General features: G+C 55.6%; 17 protein-coding genes. 7 read left to right on the top strand and 10 right to left on the bottom strand.

Annotated elements, in window-relative coordinates; all coding sequences use genetic code 11:
- Positions 1-93 precede the first annotated feature (93 nt).
- Positions 94-1,242 (top strand): murein hydrolase activator NlpD, encoded by a 1,149-nt coding sequence (gene nlpD, locus ACI2I2_RS13280; protein WP_404658326.1) that lies wholly within the window; start codon positions 94-96, stop codon positions 1,240-1,242.
- Between the two features lie 58 nt (positions 1,243-1,300).
- The gene (gene rpoS / locus ACI2I2_RS13275) at positions 1,301-2,293 is read left to right on the top strand and encodes an RNA polymerase sigma factor RpoS (protein WP_154158553.1); all 993 of its coding nucleotides are present in this window, start codon (positions 1,301-1,303) and stop codon (positions 2,291-2,293) included.
- Between the two features lie 226 nt (positions 2,294-2,519).
- On the opposite strand, the gene mutS is transcribed toward rpoS, so the two are convergent.
- From mutS to ACI2I2_RS13260, 3 genes are all read right to left on the bottom strand, one after another.
- A complete protein-coding gene (gene mutS, locus ACI2I2_RS13270; protein ID WP_404658325.1) occupies positions 2,520-5,081 on the bottom strand; it encodes a DNA mismatch repair protein MutS in 2,562 nt (853 codons plus the stop codon).
- A 157-nt stretch (positions 5,082-5,238) separates the two neighbouring features.
- A complete protein-coding gene (locus ACI2I2_RS13265) occupies positions 5,239-5,493 on the bottom strand; it encodes a SymE family type I addiction module toxin (RefSeq protein ID WP_404658324.1) in 255 nt (84 codons plus the stop codon).
- A gap of 125 nt (positions 5,494-5,618) precedes the next feature.
- On the bottom strand, positions 5,619-6,812 hold the full coding sequence (locus ACI2I2_RS13260) for an MFS transporter (RefSeq protein WP_404658323.1): 1,194 nt from the start codon (positions 6,810-6,812) through the stop codon (positions 5,619-5,621).
- Positions 6,813-6,912: 100 nt separating this feature from the next.
- Here ACI2I2_RS13260 and ACI2I2_RS13255 point away from each other — a divergent pair, with 100 nt between their 5' ends.
- Positions 6,913-7,776 carry a LysR family transcriptional regulator gene (locus tag ACI2I2_RS13255; RefSeq protein ID WP_404658322.1) on the top strand — a complete coding sequence of 288 codons (864 nt, stop codon included), beginning with the start codon at positions 6,913-6,915 and terminating at the stop codon, positions 7,774-7,776.
- Between the two features lie 37 nt (positions 7,777-7,813).
- Here the strand turns inward: ACI2I2_RS13255 and ACI2I2_RS13250 are convergent, their stop codons facing one another.
- Positions 7,814-8,335, bottom strand: a complete 522-nt coding sequence (locus ACI2I2_RS13250; RefSeq protein ID WP_404658321.1) for an NlpC/P60 family protein — start codon at positions 8,333-8,335, stop codon at positions 7,814-7,816.
- Positions 8,336-8,539: 204 nt separating this feature from the next.
- Between ACI2I2_RS13250 and ACI2I2_RS13245 the strand changes: the two genes are divergently transcribed.
- Positions 8,540-8,881, top strand: coding sequence for a nitrous oxide-stimulated promoter family protein (locus ACI2I2_RS13245; protein ID WP_404658320.1), 342 nt, complete (start codon positions 8,540-8,542; stop codon positions 8,879-8,881).
- 15 nt (positions 8,882-8,896) lie between these two features.
- Here ACI2I2_RS13245 and flhA read toward each other — a convergent pair whose 3' ends face one another.
- The 6 genes from flhA to hypA are packed head-to-tail and all read right to left on the bottom strand — an operon-like array spanning position 8,897 to position 14,599.
- On the bottom strand, positions 8,897-10,957 hold the full coding sequence (gene flhA / locus ACI2I2_RS13240) for a formate hydrogenlyase transcriptional activator FlhA (RefSeq protein ID WP_404658319.1): 2,061 nt from the start codon (positions 10,955-10,957) through the stop codon (positions 8,897-8,899).
- A gap of 27 nt (positions 10,958-10,984) precedes the next feature.
- Entirely contained in the window at positions 10,985-11,995 is a 1,011-nt protein-coding gene (gene hypE, locus ACI2I2_RS13235; RefSeq protein ID WP_404658318.1) for a hydrogenase expression/formation protein HypE, read from the bottom strand.
- Positions 11,992-13,113 carry a hydrogenase formation protein HypD gene (gene hypD / locus ACI2I2_RS13230; protein ID WP_404658317.1) on the bottom strand — a complete coding sequence of 374 codons (1,122 nt, stop codon included), beginning with the start codon at positions 13,111-13,113 and terminating at the stop codon, positions 11,992-11,994. The genes hypE and hypD overlap by 4 nt, the downstream gene beginning before the upstream one ends.
- Positions 13,113-13,385: a HypC/HybG/HupF family hydrogenase formation chaperone gene (locus ACI2I2_RS13225; RefSeq protein WP_330983923.1), complete on the bottom strand. Its 273-nt coding sequence runs from the start codon at positions 13,383-13,385 to the stop codon at positions 13,113-13,115. Before ACI2I2_RS13225 ends, hypD begins: the two co-directional genes overlap by 1 nt.
- Positions 13,376-14,245 (bottom strand): hydrogenase nickel incorporation protein HypB, encoded by an 870-nt coding sequence (gene hypB / locus ACI2I2_RS13220; protein WP_404658316.1) that lies wholly within the window; start codon positions 14,243-14,245, stop codon positions 13,376-13,378. Before hypB ends, ACI2I2_RS13225 begins: the two co-directional genes overlap by 10 nt.
- Before the next feature lie 3 nt (positions 14,246-14,248).
- Complete coding sequence (gene hypA / locus ACI2I2_RS13215) at positions 14,249-14,599, bottom strand: hydrogenase maturation nickel metallochaperone HypA (protein ID WP_404658315.1); 351 nt, start codon at positions 14,597-14,599, stop codon at positions 14,249-14,251.
- Between the two features lie 308 nt (positions 14,600-14,907).
- Between hypA and ACI2I2_RS13210 the strand changes: the two genes are divergently transcribed.
- Genes ACI2I2_RS13210 through ACI2I2_RS13200 form a run of 3 tightly spaced genes read left to right on the top strand, consistent with a single transcriptional unit; the run spans position 14,908 to position 18,495 of the window.
- The gene (locus tag ACI2I2_RS13210; protein ID WP_404658314.1) at positions 14,908-15,519 is read left to right on the top strand and encodes a 4Fe-4S dicluster domain-containing protein; all 612 of its coding nucleotides are present in this window, start codon (positions 14,908-14,910) and stop codon (positions 15,517-15,519) included.
- Positions 15,519-17,534, top strand: coding sequence for a hydrogenase 4 subunit B (gene hyfB / locus ACI2I2_RS13205; protein ID WP_404658313.1), 2,016 nt, complete (start codon positions 15,519-15,521; stop codon positions 17,532-17,534). Before ACI2I2_RS13210 ends, hyfB begins: the two co-directional genes overlap by 1 nt.
- 10 nt (positions 17,535-17,544) lie before the next feature.
- Positions 17,545-18,495, top strand: a complete 951-nt coding sequence (locus ACI2I2_RS13200) for a respiratory chain complex I subunit 1 family protein (RefSeq protein ID WP_404658312.1) — start codon at positions 17,545-17,547, stop codon at positions 18,493-18,495.
- The last annotated feature ends 15 nt before the right edge of the window (positions 18,496-18,510 follow it).

The following is an 18,510-nucleotide window of genomic DNA, read 5'->3' as shown; positions in this document are numbered from 1 at the left end:
TTTGGCGTAGGGTTAGCACACTTTTTTTGTGTGATTACCGCTGCGCTATGCGGTTTCTAAGACACTGGCAGTTAACACATTCCTGGGGGATAAATGAGCACGGGAAGCCCAAAATTCACCGTTAGTCGCGTTGCGGCATTATCACTGGTTTCACTCTGGCTGGCAGGATGCACCTCGTCCAATAATGCGCCAGCTCCGGTCAGTTCTGTCGGCGGCAATGCCTCATCTGGCACCAATTCTGGAATGTTGATTACCCCGGCGCAAAAAGGGGGCATGGCACCGCAGACGGCTCCACAGCCGCAGCCTGTGCAAACGGCCCCTGTGCAACCCCAAATTCAGCCGATGCAGACGCAGCCTGCAGCCAGCCCGCAAAGCACTGTGCAGATTGTTAATGGCCATGCTGTCTATAACCGTAAATACGGTGATATTCCAAAAGGCAGCTATACCGGTGGCAGCACTTATACCGTTAAACGCGGCGACACCCTGTTCTATATCGCATGGGTAACCGGGAACGATTTCCGCGACCTGGCGCAGCGCAACAATGTGGCTGAACCTTATGCGCTGAACGTCGGTCAGGTGCTGCAAGTGGGCAGTGCGAGTGGTCAGCCAATTACCGGCAATAACGCCGTAGCACAGGCCAGCGAACAAGCCAGCACCGCCTCGCCTGGATTAGTCTCAAAACCTGCACAAAATTCCTCCGCAGTGGTTGCGTCTCAACCAACAATTACGTATTCTGAGGATTCAGGTGAACAAAGTGCTAACAAAATGTTGCCTAACAATAAGCCTGCGACACCAGTCACAGCGCCTGTTACGGCACCTGTTGTAAGCACAACCCAACCGACTGCAAGCAGTACGTCTACCAGTTCGCCGATCTCTTCCTGGCGCTGGCCGACTGACGGCAAAATTATCGAAAACTTCAGTGGCGGCGATGGCGGCAACAAAGGTATCGATATTGCAGGCAGTAAAGGACAGGCTATCGTCGCGACCGCAGATGGGCGCGTCGTCTATGCCGGTAACGCACTGCGCGGTTACGGTAATCTTATTATCATCAAACACAACGATGATTACCTGAGTGCCTACGCCCATAACGACACAATGCTGGTCCGGGAACAACAAGAAATAAAGGCGGGGCAGAAGATAGCTACCATGGGTAGCACCGGAACCAGTTCAACACGCTTGCATTTTGAAATTCGTTACAAGGGGAAATCCGTCAACCCGCTGCAGTATTTGCCGCAGCGATAATTTGGCGAAACAACCGTGAGGTGTGTTTCGTCCAGGGATCACGGGTAGGAGCCACCTTATGAGTCAGAATACGCTGAAAGTTCATGATTTAAATGAAGATGCGGAATTTGATGAGAACGGAGCAGAGACTTTCGATGAGAAAGCCTTAGTAGAAGAGGAACCCAGTGATAACGACCTGGCTGAGGAAGAGCTGTTATCGCAGGGCGCCACACAGCGTGTGCTTGATGCGACTCAGCTTTACCTTGGGGAGATTGGTTACTCCCCACTGCTAACGGCCGAAGAAGAAGTGTATTTCGCACGTCGCGCATTGCGTGGTGATGTCGCTTCACGCCGCCGGATGATAGAAAGTAACCTGCGTCTGGTGGTGAAAATTGCCCGTCGTTATAGCAATCGTGGTCTGGCATTGCTGGACCTGATTGAAGAGGGCAACCTGGGGCTGATTCGCGCGGTCGAAAAATTCGACCCGGAACGCGGATTCCGTTTCTCGACCTACGCAACCTGGTGGATTCGTCAGACCATTGAACGGGCAATCATGAACCAAACCCGTACCATTCGTCTGCCGATTCACATTGTCAAAGAGCTCAACGTTTACCTGCGTACCGCACGTGAGTTGTCCCATAAACTGGACCACGAACCGAGCGCCGAAGAGATCGCTGAGCAACTGGACAAACCGGTTGATGACGTCAGCCGTATGCTGCGTCTCAACGAGCGCATTACCTCGGTCGACACCCCGCTGGGTGGCGATTCAGAAAAAGCGCTGCTGGACATCCTGGCCGATGAAAAAGACAACGGCCCGGAAGACACCACGCAGGACGATGACATGAAACAGAGCATCGTCAAATGGCTGTTCGAACTGAACGCCAAACAGCGTGAAGTGCTGGCACGTCGTTTCGGTTTACTGGGGTATGAAGCGGCGACACTGGAAGATGTTGGCCGTGAAATTGGCCTGACTCGTGAACGTGTTCGTCAGATTCAGGTAGAAGGTTTGCGTCGCCTGCGTGAAATTTTGCAGGGGCAAGGGCTGAATATCGAAGCGCTGTTCCGTGAGTAATCAGTTAGATTAGCTTATCCGCATAAGCAAGTTTTCATCAAAAAGGCCAGATCGTCATGATCTGGCCTTTTTCTTTGGTGCTTTCCCCTCACCCCGACCCTCTCCCCAAAGGGGCGAGGGAGAAAAATTAGCCGGACAATTCTCTTACTCCAAAAGGGCGAGGGAGAAAAACGGCTCGATCAGTCCCCTCTCCCTTGAGGGAGAGGGCCAGGGAGAGGGGGAAAGCTTACACCAGACTCTTCAGTCGGTAGATCCACTCCAGCGCCTGGCGCGGGGTCAGGGAATCCGGGTCCAGGTTTTCCAATGCTTCTACAGCAGGAGACGTTTCTTCCGGAGCGGCAAGCAACGACATTTGCGTGCCATCGACCTGCGTCGCTGCTGCATTCGGTGACAGGCTTTCCAGCTCGCGCAGTTTCTGGCGCGCACGCTTGATAACTTCTTTTGGCACGCCAGCCAAAGCGGCTACTGCCAGACCATAGCTTTTGCTTGCCGCGCCATCTTGCACGGTGTGCATGAAGGCAATGGTGTCTCCGTGCTCCAGCGCATCAAGATGCACGTTTGCCACGCCTTCCATTTTCTCCGGCAGCTGCGTCAGCTCGAAATAGTGGGTCGCAAACAGCGTCAGTGCTTTGATGCGGTTTGCCAGGCTTTCGGCGCAAGCCCAGGCCAGAGACAGGCCATCGTACGTTGATGTCCCACGCCCGATTTCATCCATCAATACCAGACTTTGTTCGGTGGCGTTATGCAGAATATTGGCGGTTTCGGTCATTTCCACCATGAAGGTCGAACGGCCGCTGGCGAGATCGTCCGCGGCACCGACACGGGTGAAGATTCGGTCGATTGGGCCGATTTCCACTTTTTGCGCGGGAACGTAACTGCCGATATAAGCCAGTAACGCAATCAACGCAGTCTGGCGCATATAGGTACTTTTACCGCCCATGTTTGGCCCGGTAATGATCAGCATTCTGCGCTGGGGCGACAAGCTCAGCGGGTTAGCAATAAACGGCTCATTCAGCACCTGTTCCACCACCGGGTGGCGGCCCTCAGTGATGCGAATGCCCGGTTTGTCACTAAATTGTGGGCAGCTGTAATTCAGGGTGTAGGCGCGCTCAGCAAGGTTAACCAATACATCAAGTTCAGCCAGCGCCGTGGCACTTTGCTGAAGGTCAGCCAGATGAGGCAGCAGCATATCGAACAGCTCGTCATAAAGCTGTTTTTCCAGCGCCAGCGCTTTCCCTTTGGAAGTCAGTACTTTGTCTTCGTACTCTTTCAGTTCGGGAATGATGTAGCGTTCGGCATTTTTGAGCGTCTGACGGCGCACGTAGTGGATCGGCGCCATGTGGCTTTGACCGCGGCTAATCTGGATGTAGTAACCATGAACGGCGTTATAGCCGACCTTCAGGGTATCCAGACCCAAACGCTCACGTTCGCGGATCTCCAGCTTGTCGAGATAGTCGGTCGCACCGTCAGCCAGTGCGCGCCACTCATCCAGCTCTTCATGGTAACCCGGGGCGATCACACCACCGTCGCGCACTAGCACCGGTGGTGACTCAATGATGGAGCGCTCAAGCAGTTCGCGAAGCTCGCTGAACTCACCCATGGTTTCACGCAGTTTCTGCACGGCTGGGCTATTAACGTCAGCCAGTTGTTGGCGTAGCTCGGGTAGCTGCTGGAAAGCATGGCGCATACGGGCGAGATCGCGCGGGCGTGCGGTACGTAAGGCCAGACGAGCAAGAATACGTTCCAGATCGCCAACCTGACGCAGCACAGGCTGCAATTCGTCGCATCTGTCCTGTAAAGCGCCAATGGTTTGCTGGCGTTCGGTCAGAATACTGGTGTCGCGAACGGGCATGTGCAGCCAGCGTTTGAGCATACGGCTGCCCATCGGTGTGACGGTGCGATCCAGTACCGCGGCCAGCGTGTTGTCGAAACCACCAGCGAGATTCTGGGTGATCTCCAGATTACGGCGTGTGGCGGCATCCATGATAATGCTGTCCTGCTGACGTTCCATGGTGATGGAACGAATATGCGGCAGGGAGGTGCGCTGCGTATCTTTGACATACTGAAGCAAACAACCCGCAGCACACAGGCCGCGCGGCGCGTTCTCTACGCCAAAGCCAACCAGATCGCGCGTGCCAAATTGCAGGTTCAGCTGCTGGCGCGCCGTGTCAATTTCGAATTCCCACAACGGGCGACGACGCAGGCCACGACGACCTTCAATCAGCGCCGTTTCGGCAAAGTCTTCGGCATACAGTAATTCTGCCGGATTAGTGCGCTGCAGCTCGGCAGCCATGGTTTCGCGGTCTGCCGGTTCGCTCAGACGAAAACGCCCGGAGCTGATATCCAGCGTGGCGTAACCGTAGCCTTTGCTGTCCTGCCAGATGGCTGCCAGCAGGTTGTCCTGACGTTCCTGAAGCAGGGCTTCGTCACTGATGGTGCCAGGCGTGACGATGCGAACAACCTTGCGTTCAACCGGGCCTTTACTGGTCGCCGGGTCGCCAACCTGTTCGCAAATGGCCGCCGATTCACCCAGATTGACCAGCTTCGCCAGATAGTTTTCGACAGCATGATGCGGCACGCCTGCCATAGGGATGGGCTCACCTGCGGAGGCACCACGCTTGGTCAGTGAGATATCGAGCAACTGCGAGGCACGTTTGGCATCGTCATAAAAAAGCTCGTAAAAATCGCCCATACGATAAAACAGCAGGATCTCCGGATGCTGAGCTTTCAGCTTCAGGTACTGCTGCATCATGGGGGTATGGGCTTCGAAATTTTCAGTCGTGGTCATGGAGGCAAGATGTCCATTTCGTTGAAAAAAAATAATATTCAGGCATTTTTCATACTCATCGTTGCCGTTATTGTCGCATGAACGGCAACGATCACGCAGCAAAAACTGCGCCTGTGAGTGTGCCAAAACTTCAACAAAAAGTGACACCCCATTGGCCTCAACCAGAGGTTGTGTCTCCTTGCTGTTTTGCCTGCAAAATCAACCTACCTTGTTGTATCGACACGTTAACGCCAACGCCTGTTGCGAAGCCGGCTTCTTCCAGCCAGTTTCCGGTGAGCACCAGGCTTGGATGGCGGCTGTAATGCCGCGTGCGTCTTGTTTTGGGGTCCTGATGGCGTTTTCTGACATAGCTCACTGTCAGTTGACGAGTCACTTTGGAAATTTCATTGGCAACGGTTTGTCCTTGAATCATTGTTCGTCACTCCTTATCAGCCTGCGCAGAGTATACGTTTACTGGATAAAAAATCAGGAGTGGCTGGCAGGGAATGTTCCTGATTGCGAGCTGGGTTCCAGCCTTTCTCTACGGTATGCACTGTTTCATGGAACGCTGGATTGCAGCTCGCTGTTTTTCTGCTGTGCCCGAATCCTCAGGGCGAGGATTATCGCCGATAGCGCAATGCCTAAACCGAGCGTAAGCGAAAACCACAGCGTCCCCTGAACACCCGTATGCATCGTGAGCCATGCCCAGACATAAGGCGAAGCCGCGGCCAGTAACTGGGCCGGGAGCAAAAGCAGGCCGGTACGTTCTGCGTAGTTAAGGGGGTCAAACAGTTGTAAAGGGAGCGTGGCCTTAACGACCGTCATCAGGCCATTCACTGCGCCATATCCGAACACAAAACTAATAATGCAGGCAGGGGCGTGCTGAGCTGACAATGCCAGCCAAAAACAGCAAGGAATAAGCAACGAGGTGACCAGCGCCAATGAAACAGGCGAAAGGCGTGAACCTGTCAGCACATCCAGTAGACGCGCACCGGTTTGCCCCACACCCCAGAGCATGCCGAGGGCAACAGGAAAACCAAAGCTGCTGATAAGTTCAGGCAAATGGGTCGACGTCCCGTTCGACACAAACGTCATCAGCGCGATAAACAGGGCATAGAGAAGGGCTGAAAACCGCTCATTGTGGGGGATGCTGTTGCCACGTTGCTGGCATGACAGAGGCGTTTTTTTATTCCTTAAAATACTGAGGATGGCGGCATTGATAAGGCCTGCACAGCCATACACCCACACCACTTCGCGCCAGCTCAATTCCGTTAACAGCCAGGAGCCCAACGGCCAGAAGAGTGCCGAAGCGAGGCCACCAAAAAGCGCAATCTGTGAAATGCTTCGGCGAGCGTGCTGCCCATAAAGACTGACGAACACGGCAAACAGGGCGTCATACAACGACAGACGCATGCCAGCCCCAATCACTAACCAGGACAGCATCCACAGGGATTTTGATGTGGTTAACGCAATCGCAAAACAGCCGCTGGCAATTAGCAGCGTGCCGATAATCAGCGTTCTCTGCCCGCCGAGGCTGGCAAGTATTCTGGCTATCAACGGCGAAATGACGGCCATGGTCAGCATGGCGAGCGTGAGCCCGCCATAAATAAAAGAAGATGACCAACCGCTCTGTGAGGTGATGGCTCCGGCAAGCGTGCCGGGCATGTAGAACGATATCCCCCAGTTGATGAGCTGGCTGATACCGGCACAGGTCGTGATGCGTCGGGTGGGCAGAAGAGTTTCGCTGGTCATTGTTTTCGCTGAATGTTATTACAAAGGCTCTCAGCATATGCCCGCTGCGGCTCGTCAGGCAGGGGCCTCCCTTAATGTGAAGTATGAGAAAAACTTTGAGATGACCCACCTCAATCTGAGTCACCTGGCCACCTTTCGTCTGGTGGTGGGCTGCGGGAGTTTTTCCGCGGCCGCCGATGCGCTGGGGCTTTCGCAGCCTGCTGTTAGCTTGCAGATTCGGCATCTGGAGCAATTTCTGCGAACCCGGCTCGTCGAACGAACGGGGCGGGGAATTAGCCCAACGGCCGCCGGGTTAGCTCTTTTAGATCACAGCGAGCAGATCGGCATTGCCGTTGATAACGCCGTGCGCGCGGTCAGTGAAGCTTCGCAAGAAGTGAGCGGCGTCGTCAGAATTGGCACCGGCGCGACAGCCTGTATTCACCTTTTGCCGCCGCTTTTACAGACGTTACGTACACAATGGCCTGCGTTACAGGTCAGCGTCACAACGGGCAATACCGTTGATATCACCAGGGCCGTTGAGGCAAATCTTCTGGATGTCGGTTTAGTCACGCTGCCTGTTCATCGATCACAGCTAAGTGTGAGTCACTGCCGCGACGAAGAGTTTGTTTTTATTGGTCAAACATCGATGAACTTAACGACGCCGGAAAGTTTGCAGCAGCAACCGTTTATCGCTTTCGAAACGGGCAGCGGAACACGAACGCTCATTGATAGCTGGTTTGCTGAGCGAGGGATGACATTGGTGCCGGTTATGGAATCGGGCAGTGTGGAAGCCATAAAACGAATGGTGAGAGCGGGGCTTGGCATCAGTATTGTGCCGCGCATGGCCGTGGAGCAGGAAGAGGACAGGGAAGGGTTAAGCTTCTCTTCGCTAACCCCTGTTCTTCATCGCCAGTTGGCGCTGGTTATGCGTCCGGATAAAGTTTTGAACCGCGGGCTAACAGAAGTGGTGCGTTTATTGGCATAAAAAAGCCTCTCGCGTTGAGAGGCTTTGTGCACAAACGTTATGCGTCAGCATCCAGCCTGCGGGCGGTTTCGTAGTGAGCCAGCCAGTATTCATTATCAAGGTTCGAGACGGTAACGCCTTTCTTCTTCGAGGCGTGAATGAACTCGTTATTCCCCACGTACACACCGACATGGCGAGTCGCCCGGGACGTTTTAAAGAACACCAAATCACCCGGTTTTAACTCCCCTTTACTGATGCGATAGCCGTTGTGCATCTGCTCACCCGTGGTGCGGGGCAGGTTCACGCTCATTGAGCCCTGAAATATTTCCTGCATCAACGCAGAGCAGTCGATCCCGCGATGCGAATGCCCCCCTAAATGGTAGCGGGTGCCTTTCCATTGCGAATATTCGGCGAGAATTTTTGCTTTTACGGCTTCGGTCTGAGGGTGAGAAACCTGACGGGTCAGGCTGTGGTCATTAAGCGACGTAAAATTTGAGGGCAGATTAAAAGCGCAAGCGTGACCGGCAATGAGCGTGGAGGCGCACAGCACCATGGCAGGAAAAAGTTTCGTTAAGAGCATAAAAGAGAAGTTCTACAAAAAAGAGCGAAGACATCCTTACGAGAAAGTGACCGGACTCCTCCCGGAAAGTGCGCAAATAATAACCACTGTTTATTTTTCATCCAACAAAAAAGGAGTCTCTTTTTGGACTCTGGCCCAGCGGATGGTGCCGGATAGCGTTAAGGAGTATTATTGATGCAACTTATTGGTTGAAGGTTTGGGATCATGGGAAACCGCATCCGCAGAGAAAAATTGACGATAAACAGGATGATCGCGTTATACGAACAACGCTGCCCGCAGGCGAATCAGCAACCCGGACATTATGCCGCGTTGAATGCGTATGCTGACAAAAGGCTGGATAAATGTGTCTTTGGCGAAGAAAAGCCTGCCTGCAAGCAGTGCCCCGTGCACTGTTATCAGCCAGCGAAGCGCGAAGAGATGAAGCAGATTATGCGCTGGGCGGGGCCGAGAATGCTGTGGCGACACCCGATTTTAACGGTGTTGCACCTGATTGATGATCGTCGTGCCGTACCGGCACTGCCGGAAAAGTATCGCCCTAAGAAATAAGTAAACGCTGCAAAATCACAGCGTCTCTTTCTCGATCCCCAACCGTTTCATACGGGAAAGCAGCGTGGTGCGCTTTAAGCCGAGACGCTGTGCGGCACCTTTCGGACCCGCGACCACACCATTGGTTTCTCGCAATATACGGACGATTTGTTGATATTCATCCTCGCCTTCGAGCGGCGGTTCTACAGGGGTTATCGCTGTCGCCACTTGCGTCAAAAAAGGGTCCTGTAGCGAAAGTTGCAACACGTTTCCTGGGCTCAACAGCACCGCCCGCTCAATGACATTTTCCAGTTCGCGCACGTTGCCCGGCCACGGCATCTGGCTCAGGGCACGTAATGTTTCCGCTGGAATGCTGTCAATTTTACGGCCAAGGCGTTGTGCAATTTTGCTGGTGAACGCCTTTGCCAGCAGGGGAATGTCTTCTGCTCTGTCACGCAGTGGCGGAAGCTCGATGGGAAAGACGTTCAGGCGATAGTACAGATCGCTGCGAAACTCCCGATCTTCCACCATCTGGCGCAGATCGCGGTTGGTGGCGGCGATCAGTCTGACATCCGTCTGGATCAGTTTATGGCTACCGAGTCGTTCGAATTCCTGCTCCTGAAGCACGCGCAGCAGTTTAGGCTGTAGTTCCAGCGGCATATCGCCGACTTCATCCAGAAACAGCGAACTCTTATCGGCCAGTTCGAAGCGCCCCGTTCGGGGGGCACTGGCCCCTGTAAATGCGCCTTTGGAGTGGCCAAACAGATCGCTTTCCAGCAGCCCGGAAGGCATTGCGGCGCAGTTCATCTTGATCATTCGCCGTTCGCGACGGTGACTTAGATGATGAATGGCACGCGCAATCAGCTCTTTTCCGGTGCCGGTTTCACCCAGAATCAGCACTGTGCTGTCGCTTTGCGCGACCATCTCGACTTGTTTAAGCACTTTGAGCATGGCGTCGCTGCGACCGATTATCTCGCCAAAGTCGTTATCGAGACTGTTCAGTTGTTCCGTCAGGACTTTGTTTTCATCCGTCAGCCGTTCCTTCAGCCTGCGAATTTCCTGATAGGCCAGCGCGTTATCGACGGCGATGGCGACACGCCCGGCAATCTGGCGCAATAAGCGAAGGTTGCTGGCGCTGAACACTTCTTCACTGCACTGCGCCAGTTTCAGCACACCCAACAGTGTCGAGCCGGACATCAGCGGCAGCAAGCACAGGCTTTTCAGTTCGTTGCCCCACATGGCAAACAGGTTGCGATCGCCCTGTGCCAGCAGGCTTAACGTGGGATTCGGCAAAAGCAGCATCTCTCTGCTTTTGAAAACCTGCTCGCTGAGCGTGCCGTTCTCATCCATTTCACTCAGGCTGTGCAGCGGCGTTTCACCATCCAGATAGTGGCTGGTGAAGACGTTGAGCTTGCCTTCTTCATTCCCGCGCAGCACCACACTGATGGCATCAATGCGGAAATAGTGATGGATTTCTTTTGCGACTTCGCTCACCAGTTCGTCGATATCCAGCCGCGAGAGCACAGCGTTGGTGATATCCACCAGAATGCGGAAGTTATCGCGTTCCTGGCACAACTGCTGGTAATCGCTGCTGGAACGTTGCCGCGTCTGGAATTGTTCCGTGACGACGGCGAGCAACTGAGCCAGCGTTTGCAGGCGCTGAAGTTCTTTACTGCTCCAGGGGCGATTTTCACCACGCAGCACCTCGAAGCCACCAAAAATACGGCCCTCGGTCGCCAGTGGCAGTAATCCGTAGCGAGCAAATTTCTCGTAATGAGGATGCTGACGAAGCTCGGGCCAGGTTTCACAAAACGCGGCGTAATCGCAATTCAGCGTATCTGGCCGGGAAAGCAGACGCCGCATCGGCCCCTGTTCCAGCGGAAGTTTATCGCCATTAGCGAGCGTGCTGCTGTGGACATTCAGCGTTTGGTAGCTTTGCTGCCAAAACAGTAAGGCGACCCGGTCGGCAAGCCCTGCTTGCCTTACCAGATGCGTGATTGTCTCACTGACAGCGGTTAAATCTGTCTGTTGCAGCAAAGTACGGGTCAGCTCAAACAAGCCCTGCTGGCTAAGATCGCTTATCGGTGTCGTTGGCATGATTCTGTCCTGGCGCGGAGTCAGTGCTTAGCAAATCCGCGGCAGCGGTTCGGCATGCGGTAAATCGAGCGTGCGCTTCACGCCGTAAAGCCCTTGCAGATGGACGCCTCTTTGCTCTGTCACTTCACCAATGATGGCGGCATCGCGACCAAGAGGATGCGCTCGCAACTGGCTAAGCACACGCTCGGCGGCTTCAGCGGCTACGCCAATCACCAGTTTGCCTTCATTGGCGAAATTTAGTGCATCCAGCCCCAGCAGCTCGCAAACGCCACGCACGGCGAGTTTAACTGGCAATTGAGCTTCGTTGAGCAAGACACCGCAGCCGCAAGCCGCCGCAAACTCATGGGCGACAGCATTCACGCCACCGCGCGTCGCATCACGCAGCGCTTTTACGCCGGGGATATCCCGCAGGGACTGAATCAGCGGGGTTAAGACTGCGCAGTCGCTTTGCAGGTCGCCATCAAGCCCAAGATTTTCGCGCAGGTTGAGAATGGCCGCGCCGTGATCGCCGAGCGTGCCGCTCACCAGCAACACATCCCCTGGAGTTAATTGCGAAGCGCCCCAGTGAATGTTTTGCGGAATTGCGCCAATGCCCGCGGTGTTGATAAACAGCTTGTCTGCCGCGCCTCTCGGCACCACTTTGGTGTCGCCGGTGACTATCGAGATATCCGCCGCTTTTGCCGTCTGAGCCATGCTCATCACAACCTGTTCCAGCACAGCCATTTCCAGACCTTCTTCCAGGATAAAGCCGCAGGAAAGATAGCGGGGAATGGCACCACTGACGGCAACATCATTGGCCGTGCCGCAAATGGCCAGCTTGCCGATATCACCGCCCGGGAAAAACAGCGGGTCGATAACATAGCTGTCGGTCGAGAAAGCCAGGCGGTCGCCGCTGGCGGTGAGCGTTGACAGGCTGATACGCGCCTGATCTTCCTGTTCAGCCAGCCAGGGATTGGAAAATGCCTGCATAAACAGCGTGTTGATTAACTGCTGCATGGCCTGGCCGCCGCTGCCGTGAGCGAGTTGTACGGTTTTCATTGTTGACCTTCCTGACTGCGATACTGATACCAGGCCGCGCACGCGCCTTCTGAAGACACCATCAGCGCGCCAAAGGCGCTTTGTGGATTACAGGTTTTGCCAAACAGCGGACATTGATGCGGTTTGCAACGCCCGGTTAGTACTTCGCCGCAACGGGCCAGGGGATCGTCGCTGACTTCACGCTGCGGTGGCTGGAAATGCGCTTCGGCATCAAAGCGTTGATAGTCTGCTGTTAACTGCACTCCGGATTCAGCGATCACGCCAAGGCCGCGCCATTCGCTGTCGCCTTTCACCGCAAAAACCTCCGCGATGGCTTTTTGCGCCAGCGCGTTGCCAGCATCGGGAACCACGCGGCGATACTGATTTTCAACCTGCGAATGCCCGGCAATTTTCTGCTCGACCAGCATGCAAACGCCTTGCAGAAGATCCAGTGGCTCAAACCCGGCAACCACCAGCGGGCGCTGAAAATCAGCGGCGATAAAGTTATAGCTTTCGGTGCCAATCACCATGCTGACATGGCCTGGGGCGAGGAAGGCGTCGATGCTGTTATCGGGTTGCTCAAGCAAACTGCGGAGCGTGGGGATGAGCGTGATGTGCTGGCAGAAAAAGAAAAAATTCTCAAGATGCTGCGCGCGAGCCTGTTGCAACGTGATGGCGGTGGCGGGCATCGTGGTTTCAAACCCGAGGCCGAAGAACACCACTTTGCGCTGCGGGTTTTCCTTCGCAATCCTCAGGGCATCTATCGGGGAATAAACGATGCGGATATCTGCGCCACGCGCTTTGGCCTGCATCAGCGAACCGTTTTTACCCGGCACGCGCATCGCATCGCCAAAGGTGCAGAAGATAACTTCCGGCAGCGTAGCGATATCAATGCAGGTATCAATGCGGCCCATCGGCAGAACGCAGACCGGGCAGCCTGGCCCATGAATAAACTCGATGTTGTCGGGCAACAGTTGGTCGAGGCCGAAGCGGAAAATGGCGTGAGTGTGCCCGCCGCACACTTCCATGATGCGCAGTGGGTGTTCTGCGGACCAGGGCAGCAGCGGTGCTCGCTTTTTCAGGTGCTCAATAAGCTGCATCACCTGTTCTGGCGCGCGGTATTCATCGACGAAACGCATTATCGCTCCTCACCCCACATCAAAGCCCCAACGTCAGGTTCAACTTCGAACATGTTCTGGAGCGCCGCGAGGGTGTCACGGGCTTCGTGCTCATCAATCACGCTCATGGCAAAACCGACGTGCACCAGCACCCACTGGCCCATGCGCGGCTGACCTTGCTCGTCCTGTGCGCCGACCAGCGTCAGGTCGACATCTCGCTGCACGCCGCAGACATCTACTTTGGCCTGATTGCCATTAATGGCGCAGATTTGCCCCGGAACGCCTATGCACATCGCTGTGTCTCCAGCCAGGTCAGCCACTGGTCCATGCCTTCACCGCTGGTGGCTGAAATCAGGATGGCTTCAATATCAGGATTCACCTGCCGCGCGTAGGCCAGGCATTTTTCTACATCAAAATTCAGGTAGGGCAGCAGGTCGATTTTGTTCAGCAATAGCAGGGAAGCGGCGGCAAACATTTGTGGGTATTTCAGCGGTTTGTCTTCACCTTCAGTGACCGAAAGCACCGCGACTTTGTGGCGCTCGCCCAGGTCGAAACTCGCAGGGCACACCAGATTGCCCACGTTTTCGATAAACAGAATGCCGTTCTCTTTCAACGGCAGGCGCGGCGCGGCATCCGCAATCATCTGCGCATCCAGATGGCAGCCTTTGCCGGTATTCACCTGAATCGCGGGGGTGCCTGTGGCGCGAATGCGTTCGGCATCGTTAACGGTTTGCTGATCGCCTTCGATAACCGCACAGGGGACTTTTTCTTTCAGCCTTTGCAGCGTTTCGGTCAGCAGCGTCGTTTTACCGGAACCCGGGCTGGAAACCAGATTCAACACCAGTAACTTGCTGGCCGCGAAACGGGCCCGGTTACGTGCGGCAAGCTGGTTATTTTTATCCAGCACGTCGATTTCCACTTCCAGCATTTTGCGCTGGCTCATGCCGGGCGCGTGCGTGCCTGCTTCGCCGTGACCGTAATGCAAGTCACCGTCGGTGGATTGCTGTGGGCTAAAGTCTTGTTTGAGTCCCGTTATCGTCATTGCCGGGCGTGACGCCGGGGCGAAAGGGGCACTGCGAAACGCAGAATGGGGATTATGTTCGTCCCCTTCGATATAACGGTTGCCGTCCGCGCAACCACAGGTTGTACACATGTCTTATTCCTCTATCACTTCGATGCGCTGAATTTGCAGGCCGTCATCCGCGACGATTTGCAGCTTGTCGCTGTTGCACTGCGGGCAGCGACGAACGTGTTGCGACACCAGTTGCACATAGGCCTGACACTCTGGGCACCAGCACTCGGCGGTCTGTTCTTCTAAGTGCAGTTCACAGCCTTCCGCCAGCGTGCCGCGGCACACCAGTTCAAAACAGAAATTCAGCGCCGAAGGCTCAACGCAGGAAAACGCCCCCACTTTCAACCACACGGCGCTGACCCGGCGAGCGCCATTGGCCTGCGCCTGTTGTTCAATGATTTCTACTGCCCGCTGGCAGAGGGTTATCTCGTGCATAACGACTCCGGACTGAATGCTTCCTCGCGTCAAAGCAAGATGCAGGCCACTTTTTATCTCTTTGATTTTTAGTATTTAAGTGCGAGTCGACACCTCGTGAATGACATTTCTGACGTGAGTTCGCCACAAGTGACGGCGGCGAATGGATGCCGTCAAACACCATCGACACAAACGTCGTCATGCTGTCGATGACAGTCGTCGTTGCGTGTTGAATGCCGTTATTTCATTGGTTTTTATGGTGATTTTTATGTGGCATGCAATTTGCTAGACCAGCGCAAATCCTTTTCTTCCGTTCACGAGGAATCACCATGAACCGCTTTGTGATTGCGGACCCTCAGTGGTGCATCGGGTGCAATACCTGCCTGGCAGCTTGCTCTGATGTCCATAAATCTGTGGGACTTCAGCAACATCCGAGGCTAACGATGGCGCGAACTGATGACCACACGGCCCCGGTGCTGTGTCGTCATTGTGAAGATGCGCCCTGCAAACGCGTTTGTCCGGTCAACGCCATCGCCCTGCAAGGGGACTGCGTGCAGATCAACGAAAGCCTGTGCATTGGCTGCAAACTGTGTGGCCTGGTTTGCCCGTTCGGCGCGATAACGCCCGCGGGCAGCACACCGCTGGACGTACCGACTCAGTTTGAGCACTTCGTGCCAGCCTCATTGCTGAGTGATGTGCCGGTTAGCAACGACAGTATGAATCCTTTCCTGAGCTGGAATGCGGGTGTGCGCACCATCGCGGTGAAATGCGATATGTGCCACTTCCTGCCGGAAGGCCCGGCCTGTGTGCGTTCGTGCCCGACACATGCGCTGCATCTGGTTGAACCTGATGCCGTTGCGGAGCAGATGAAACAGCGTCGGGCGCAAACGGCTCTGTTGATGCCAGATACGCTGACCAACCACGCCGGGGAGCAACGCTAATGGACTCACTGCAATTACTGTTGTGGTCGGTGGGGCTGTACGTCCTTGGGAGCGTGCTCTCTTTGCTGCTGCAAAAAAATGAAGCGCTGGCAATCAAACTCGCCGGTATCAGCGCTATTGCGGGCGGCCTGCTGGGGTTGTGCAGCGCGGTGCCTGTTCTGCTGAGCGGGGAAGTGCACACCTGGCTTGCCGCCGGGCCTTTCCCTTTCGCGGCCTTCAGCGTGCGAATGGACAGTCTCGCCGCGTTTATGGTGATGGTTATCTCGCTGCTGGTGACCCTGTGCGCGCTCTACTCGCTCTCTTATATGCAGGAGTACTTGGGCAAAGGCGCGGCCTCGATGGGGTTCTTTATGAACCTGTTTATCGCCTCGATGGTTGGCCTGGTGGTGATGGATAACGGCTTCTGGTTCATCATTCTGTTCGAGATGATGTCGCTGGCGTCCTGGTTCCTGGTGATCGCCGACCAGAGCGAAGAGTCGATCAAAGCGGGCTTGCTTTACTTCTTCATTGCCCACGCCGGATCGGTGCTGATCATGGTGGCGTTTTTCCTGATGTGGCGGGAAAGTGGCAGCCTGGAATTTGAATCCTTCCGTCAGTTACACCTGTCGCCTGCTGTGGCGTCGTGGGTCTTTATCCTCGCGTTTCTGGGCTTCGGCGCGAAAGCGGGGATGCTGCCATTACATAGCTGGTTACCCCGTGCGCACCCGGCGGCACCTTCCCACGCTTCGGCATTGATGTCGGGCGTGATGGTGAAAATCGGGATTTTCGGCATTCTCAAAGTCGGGGTCAATCTCCTTGGTGCCACTGAAAGCTGGTGGGGGATTGTGGTGCTGGCCTTTGGCGCAGTCTCTTCCGTACTGGGCGTGTTGTATGCGCTGGCAGAACACGACATCAAACGCTTGCTGGCGTGGCATACCGTCGAGAACATCGGCATCATCCTGATGGGCGTTGGTGTCGGCATGGTCGGCATTGCCACTCATCATCCTGTGCTGGCGACCATTGGTCTGCTCGGCGCACTGTTCCATTTGCTCAACCACGCCTTGTTTAAAGGGCTGCTGTTCCTTGGCGCAGGCGCGGTGATTTTCCGTGTTCATACCCGTGATATGGAAAAAATGGGCGGCCTGGCGAAGCTGATGCCGCTGACCGGCACCGCGTTCCTGATTGGTTGTATGTCCATTTCTGCCTTACCGCCGTTAAACGGCTTTGTCAGTGAATGGTTCACCTATCAGTCGCTGTTCACCATGAGCCACGACGGTGATTTCGCGATGCGTCTGGCGGGGCCGATTGCCATTGTGATGCTGGCGATCACCGGTGCGCTGGCGGCGATGTGTTTCGTGAAAGTGTACGGCATTAGCTTCTGCGGCGGCGCTCGCAGCGAACAGGCTGAGCACGCACGCGAAGTGCCGTGGCCGATGACAGCGGCGATGATTGTGATGGCGCTGCTCTGTGTCGCGCTGGGCGTGGGGGCCTCTGTCGCCGCACCGATCCTGACGAAAGTCGCCACTTCCTTAACGCACGCTTCAGATGTGATTGTTGCCGGCAACGCTGTCTTACAGCCGGGTAACAGCGCTCAGGCCATGCTTTCTCCTGCGATTTCCTTCCTGTTGCTGATTGCTCTGCCTGTGCTGCCGCTGGCGGTGTGGTGGGTGCTGCGTGGCGAGCGCGGTGCTTTCCGTCGTCGCGGTGAGCCATGGGCTTGTGGTTATGCGTGGGAAGAATCCATGTCGGCTTCGGCGGGCAGTTTCACCCAGCCTTTGCGCGTGATGTTCGCGCCGCTCTACAGGATGCGTAAACAGCTCGATCCTTCGGCCGCACTTGGCCGCGGTCTGACCAAAGCGACAGACGGCGCGGCAGCCGTCGAACCGTTCTGGGATGAGCGAATTATCTGGCCTGTGGTGCGTGCCGTTCAGCGCGTGGGTGCGGTCGTTCAACGGATGCAGAGCGGCGATTTCCGCCTGTATTGCCTGTACGTGGTGGTGGCGCTGGTGGTGCTGCTACTGACCGTGGCCTTGTGAGGAGAGTGAAATGTTAATCCAACAAACGCCAGAGTGGGGCATGGGGCTGTTTGCGGTTTGTCAGGCCGCCATTCTGCTGGCGCTGACGCCGTTAATGACCGGAATTTCCCGCCAGATCCGCGCCCGTATGCACTCACGCCGTGGGCCGGGCATTCTTCAGGATTATCGGGATCTCGGCAAACTGTTCAAACGCCAGCCCGTCGGGCCCGATCAATCCGGAGCGATGTTCCGCGTGATGCCGTGGGTGCTGCTCAGCAGCATGCTGCTGGTGGCAATGGCTCTGCCCGTGTTCACCCAAACGTCACCGTTCGGCGGGGCAGGCGATTTAATCACTCTGTTGTACCTGTTCGCGCTGTTTCGTTTCTTCTTCTCGCTCTCCGGGCTGGACAGCAGTTCGCCATTTGCCGGAATTGGCGCCAGCCGCGAGCTGACGCTGGGCATTCTGGTCGAACCGATTCTGATCCTCGGCCTGATTGTGGTGGCGCTGATTGTCGGCTCCACCAACATCGGCACCATCAGCGCCACGCTGGCAGACGGCTGGTCTTCGCCGCTGGCGATTTTCATGGCATTTCTGGCCTGCGGTTTCGCCTCGTTTATCGAAATGGGCAAAATCCCGTTTGATGTCGCCGAAGCCGAGCAGGAGCTACAGGAAGGGCCGCTTACCGAATATTCAGGGTCTGACTTCGCGCTGGTGAAATGGGGGATTGGCCTCAAGCAGGTGGTGGTCGCCGAACTGTTCCTCGCGGTGTTTATTCCGTTCGGCAAAGCCGCAAGCCTGACGGCATCGGCGTTGCTGCTGGCGCTTGGGGTGATGGTCGTCAAGCTGCTGGTGGTGTTTGTGCTGGCATCGCTTGTGGAAAACTCGCTGGCGCGAGGCCGTTTCCTGCTGACGCACCGCGTGACCTGGCTTGGCTTCGGCGTGTCCGCGCTGGCCTTCGTCTTCTATTTTACCGGTCTGTAAGGAGCGCCGTTAAAT

The sequence above is a fragment of the Scandinavium sp. NPDC088450 genome (assembly GCF_044900545.1).
Classification (GTDB): Bacteria; Pseudomonadota; Gammaproteobacteria; order Enterobacterales; family Enterobacteriaceae; genus Scandinavium.
This window is presented reverse-complemented; position numbering and strand designations above follow the sequence as displayed.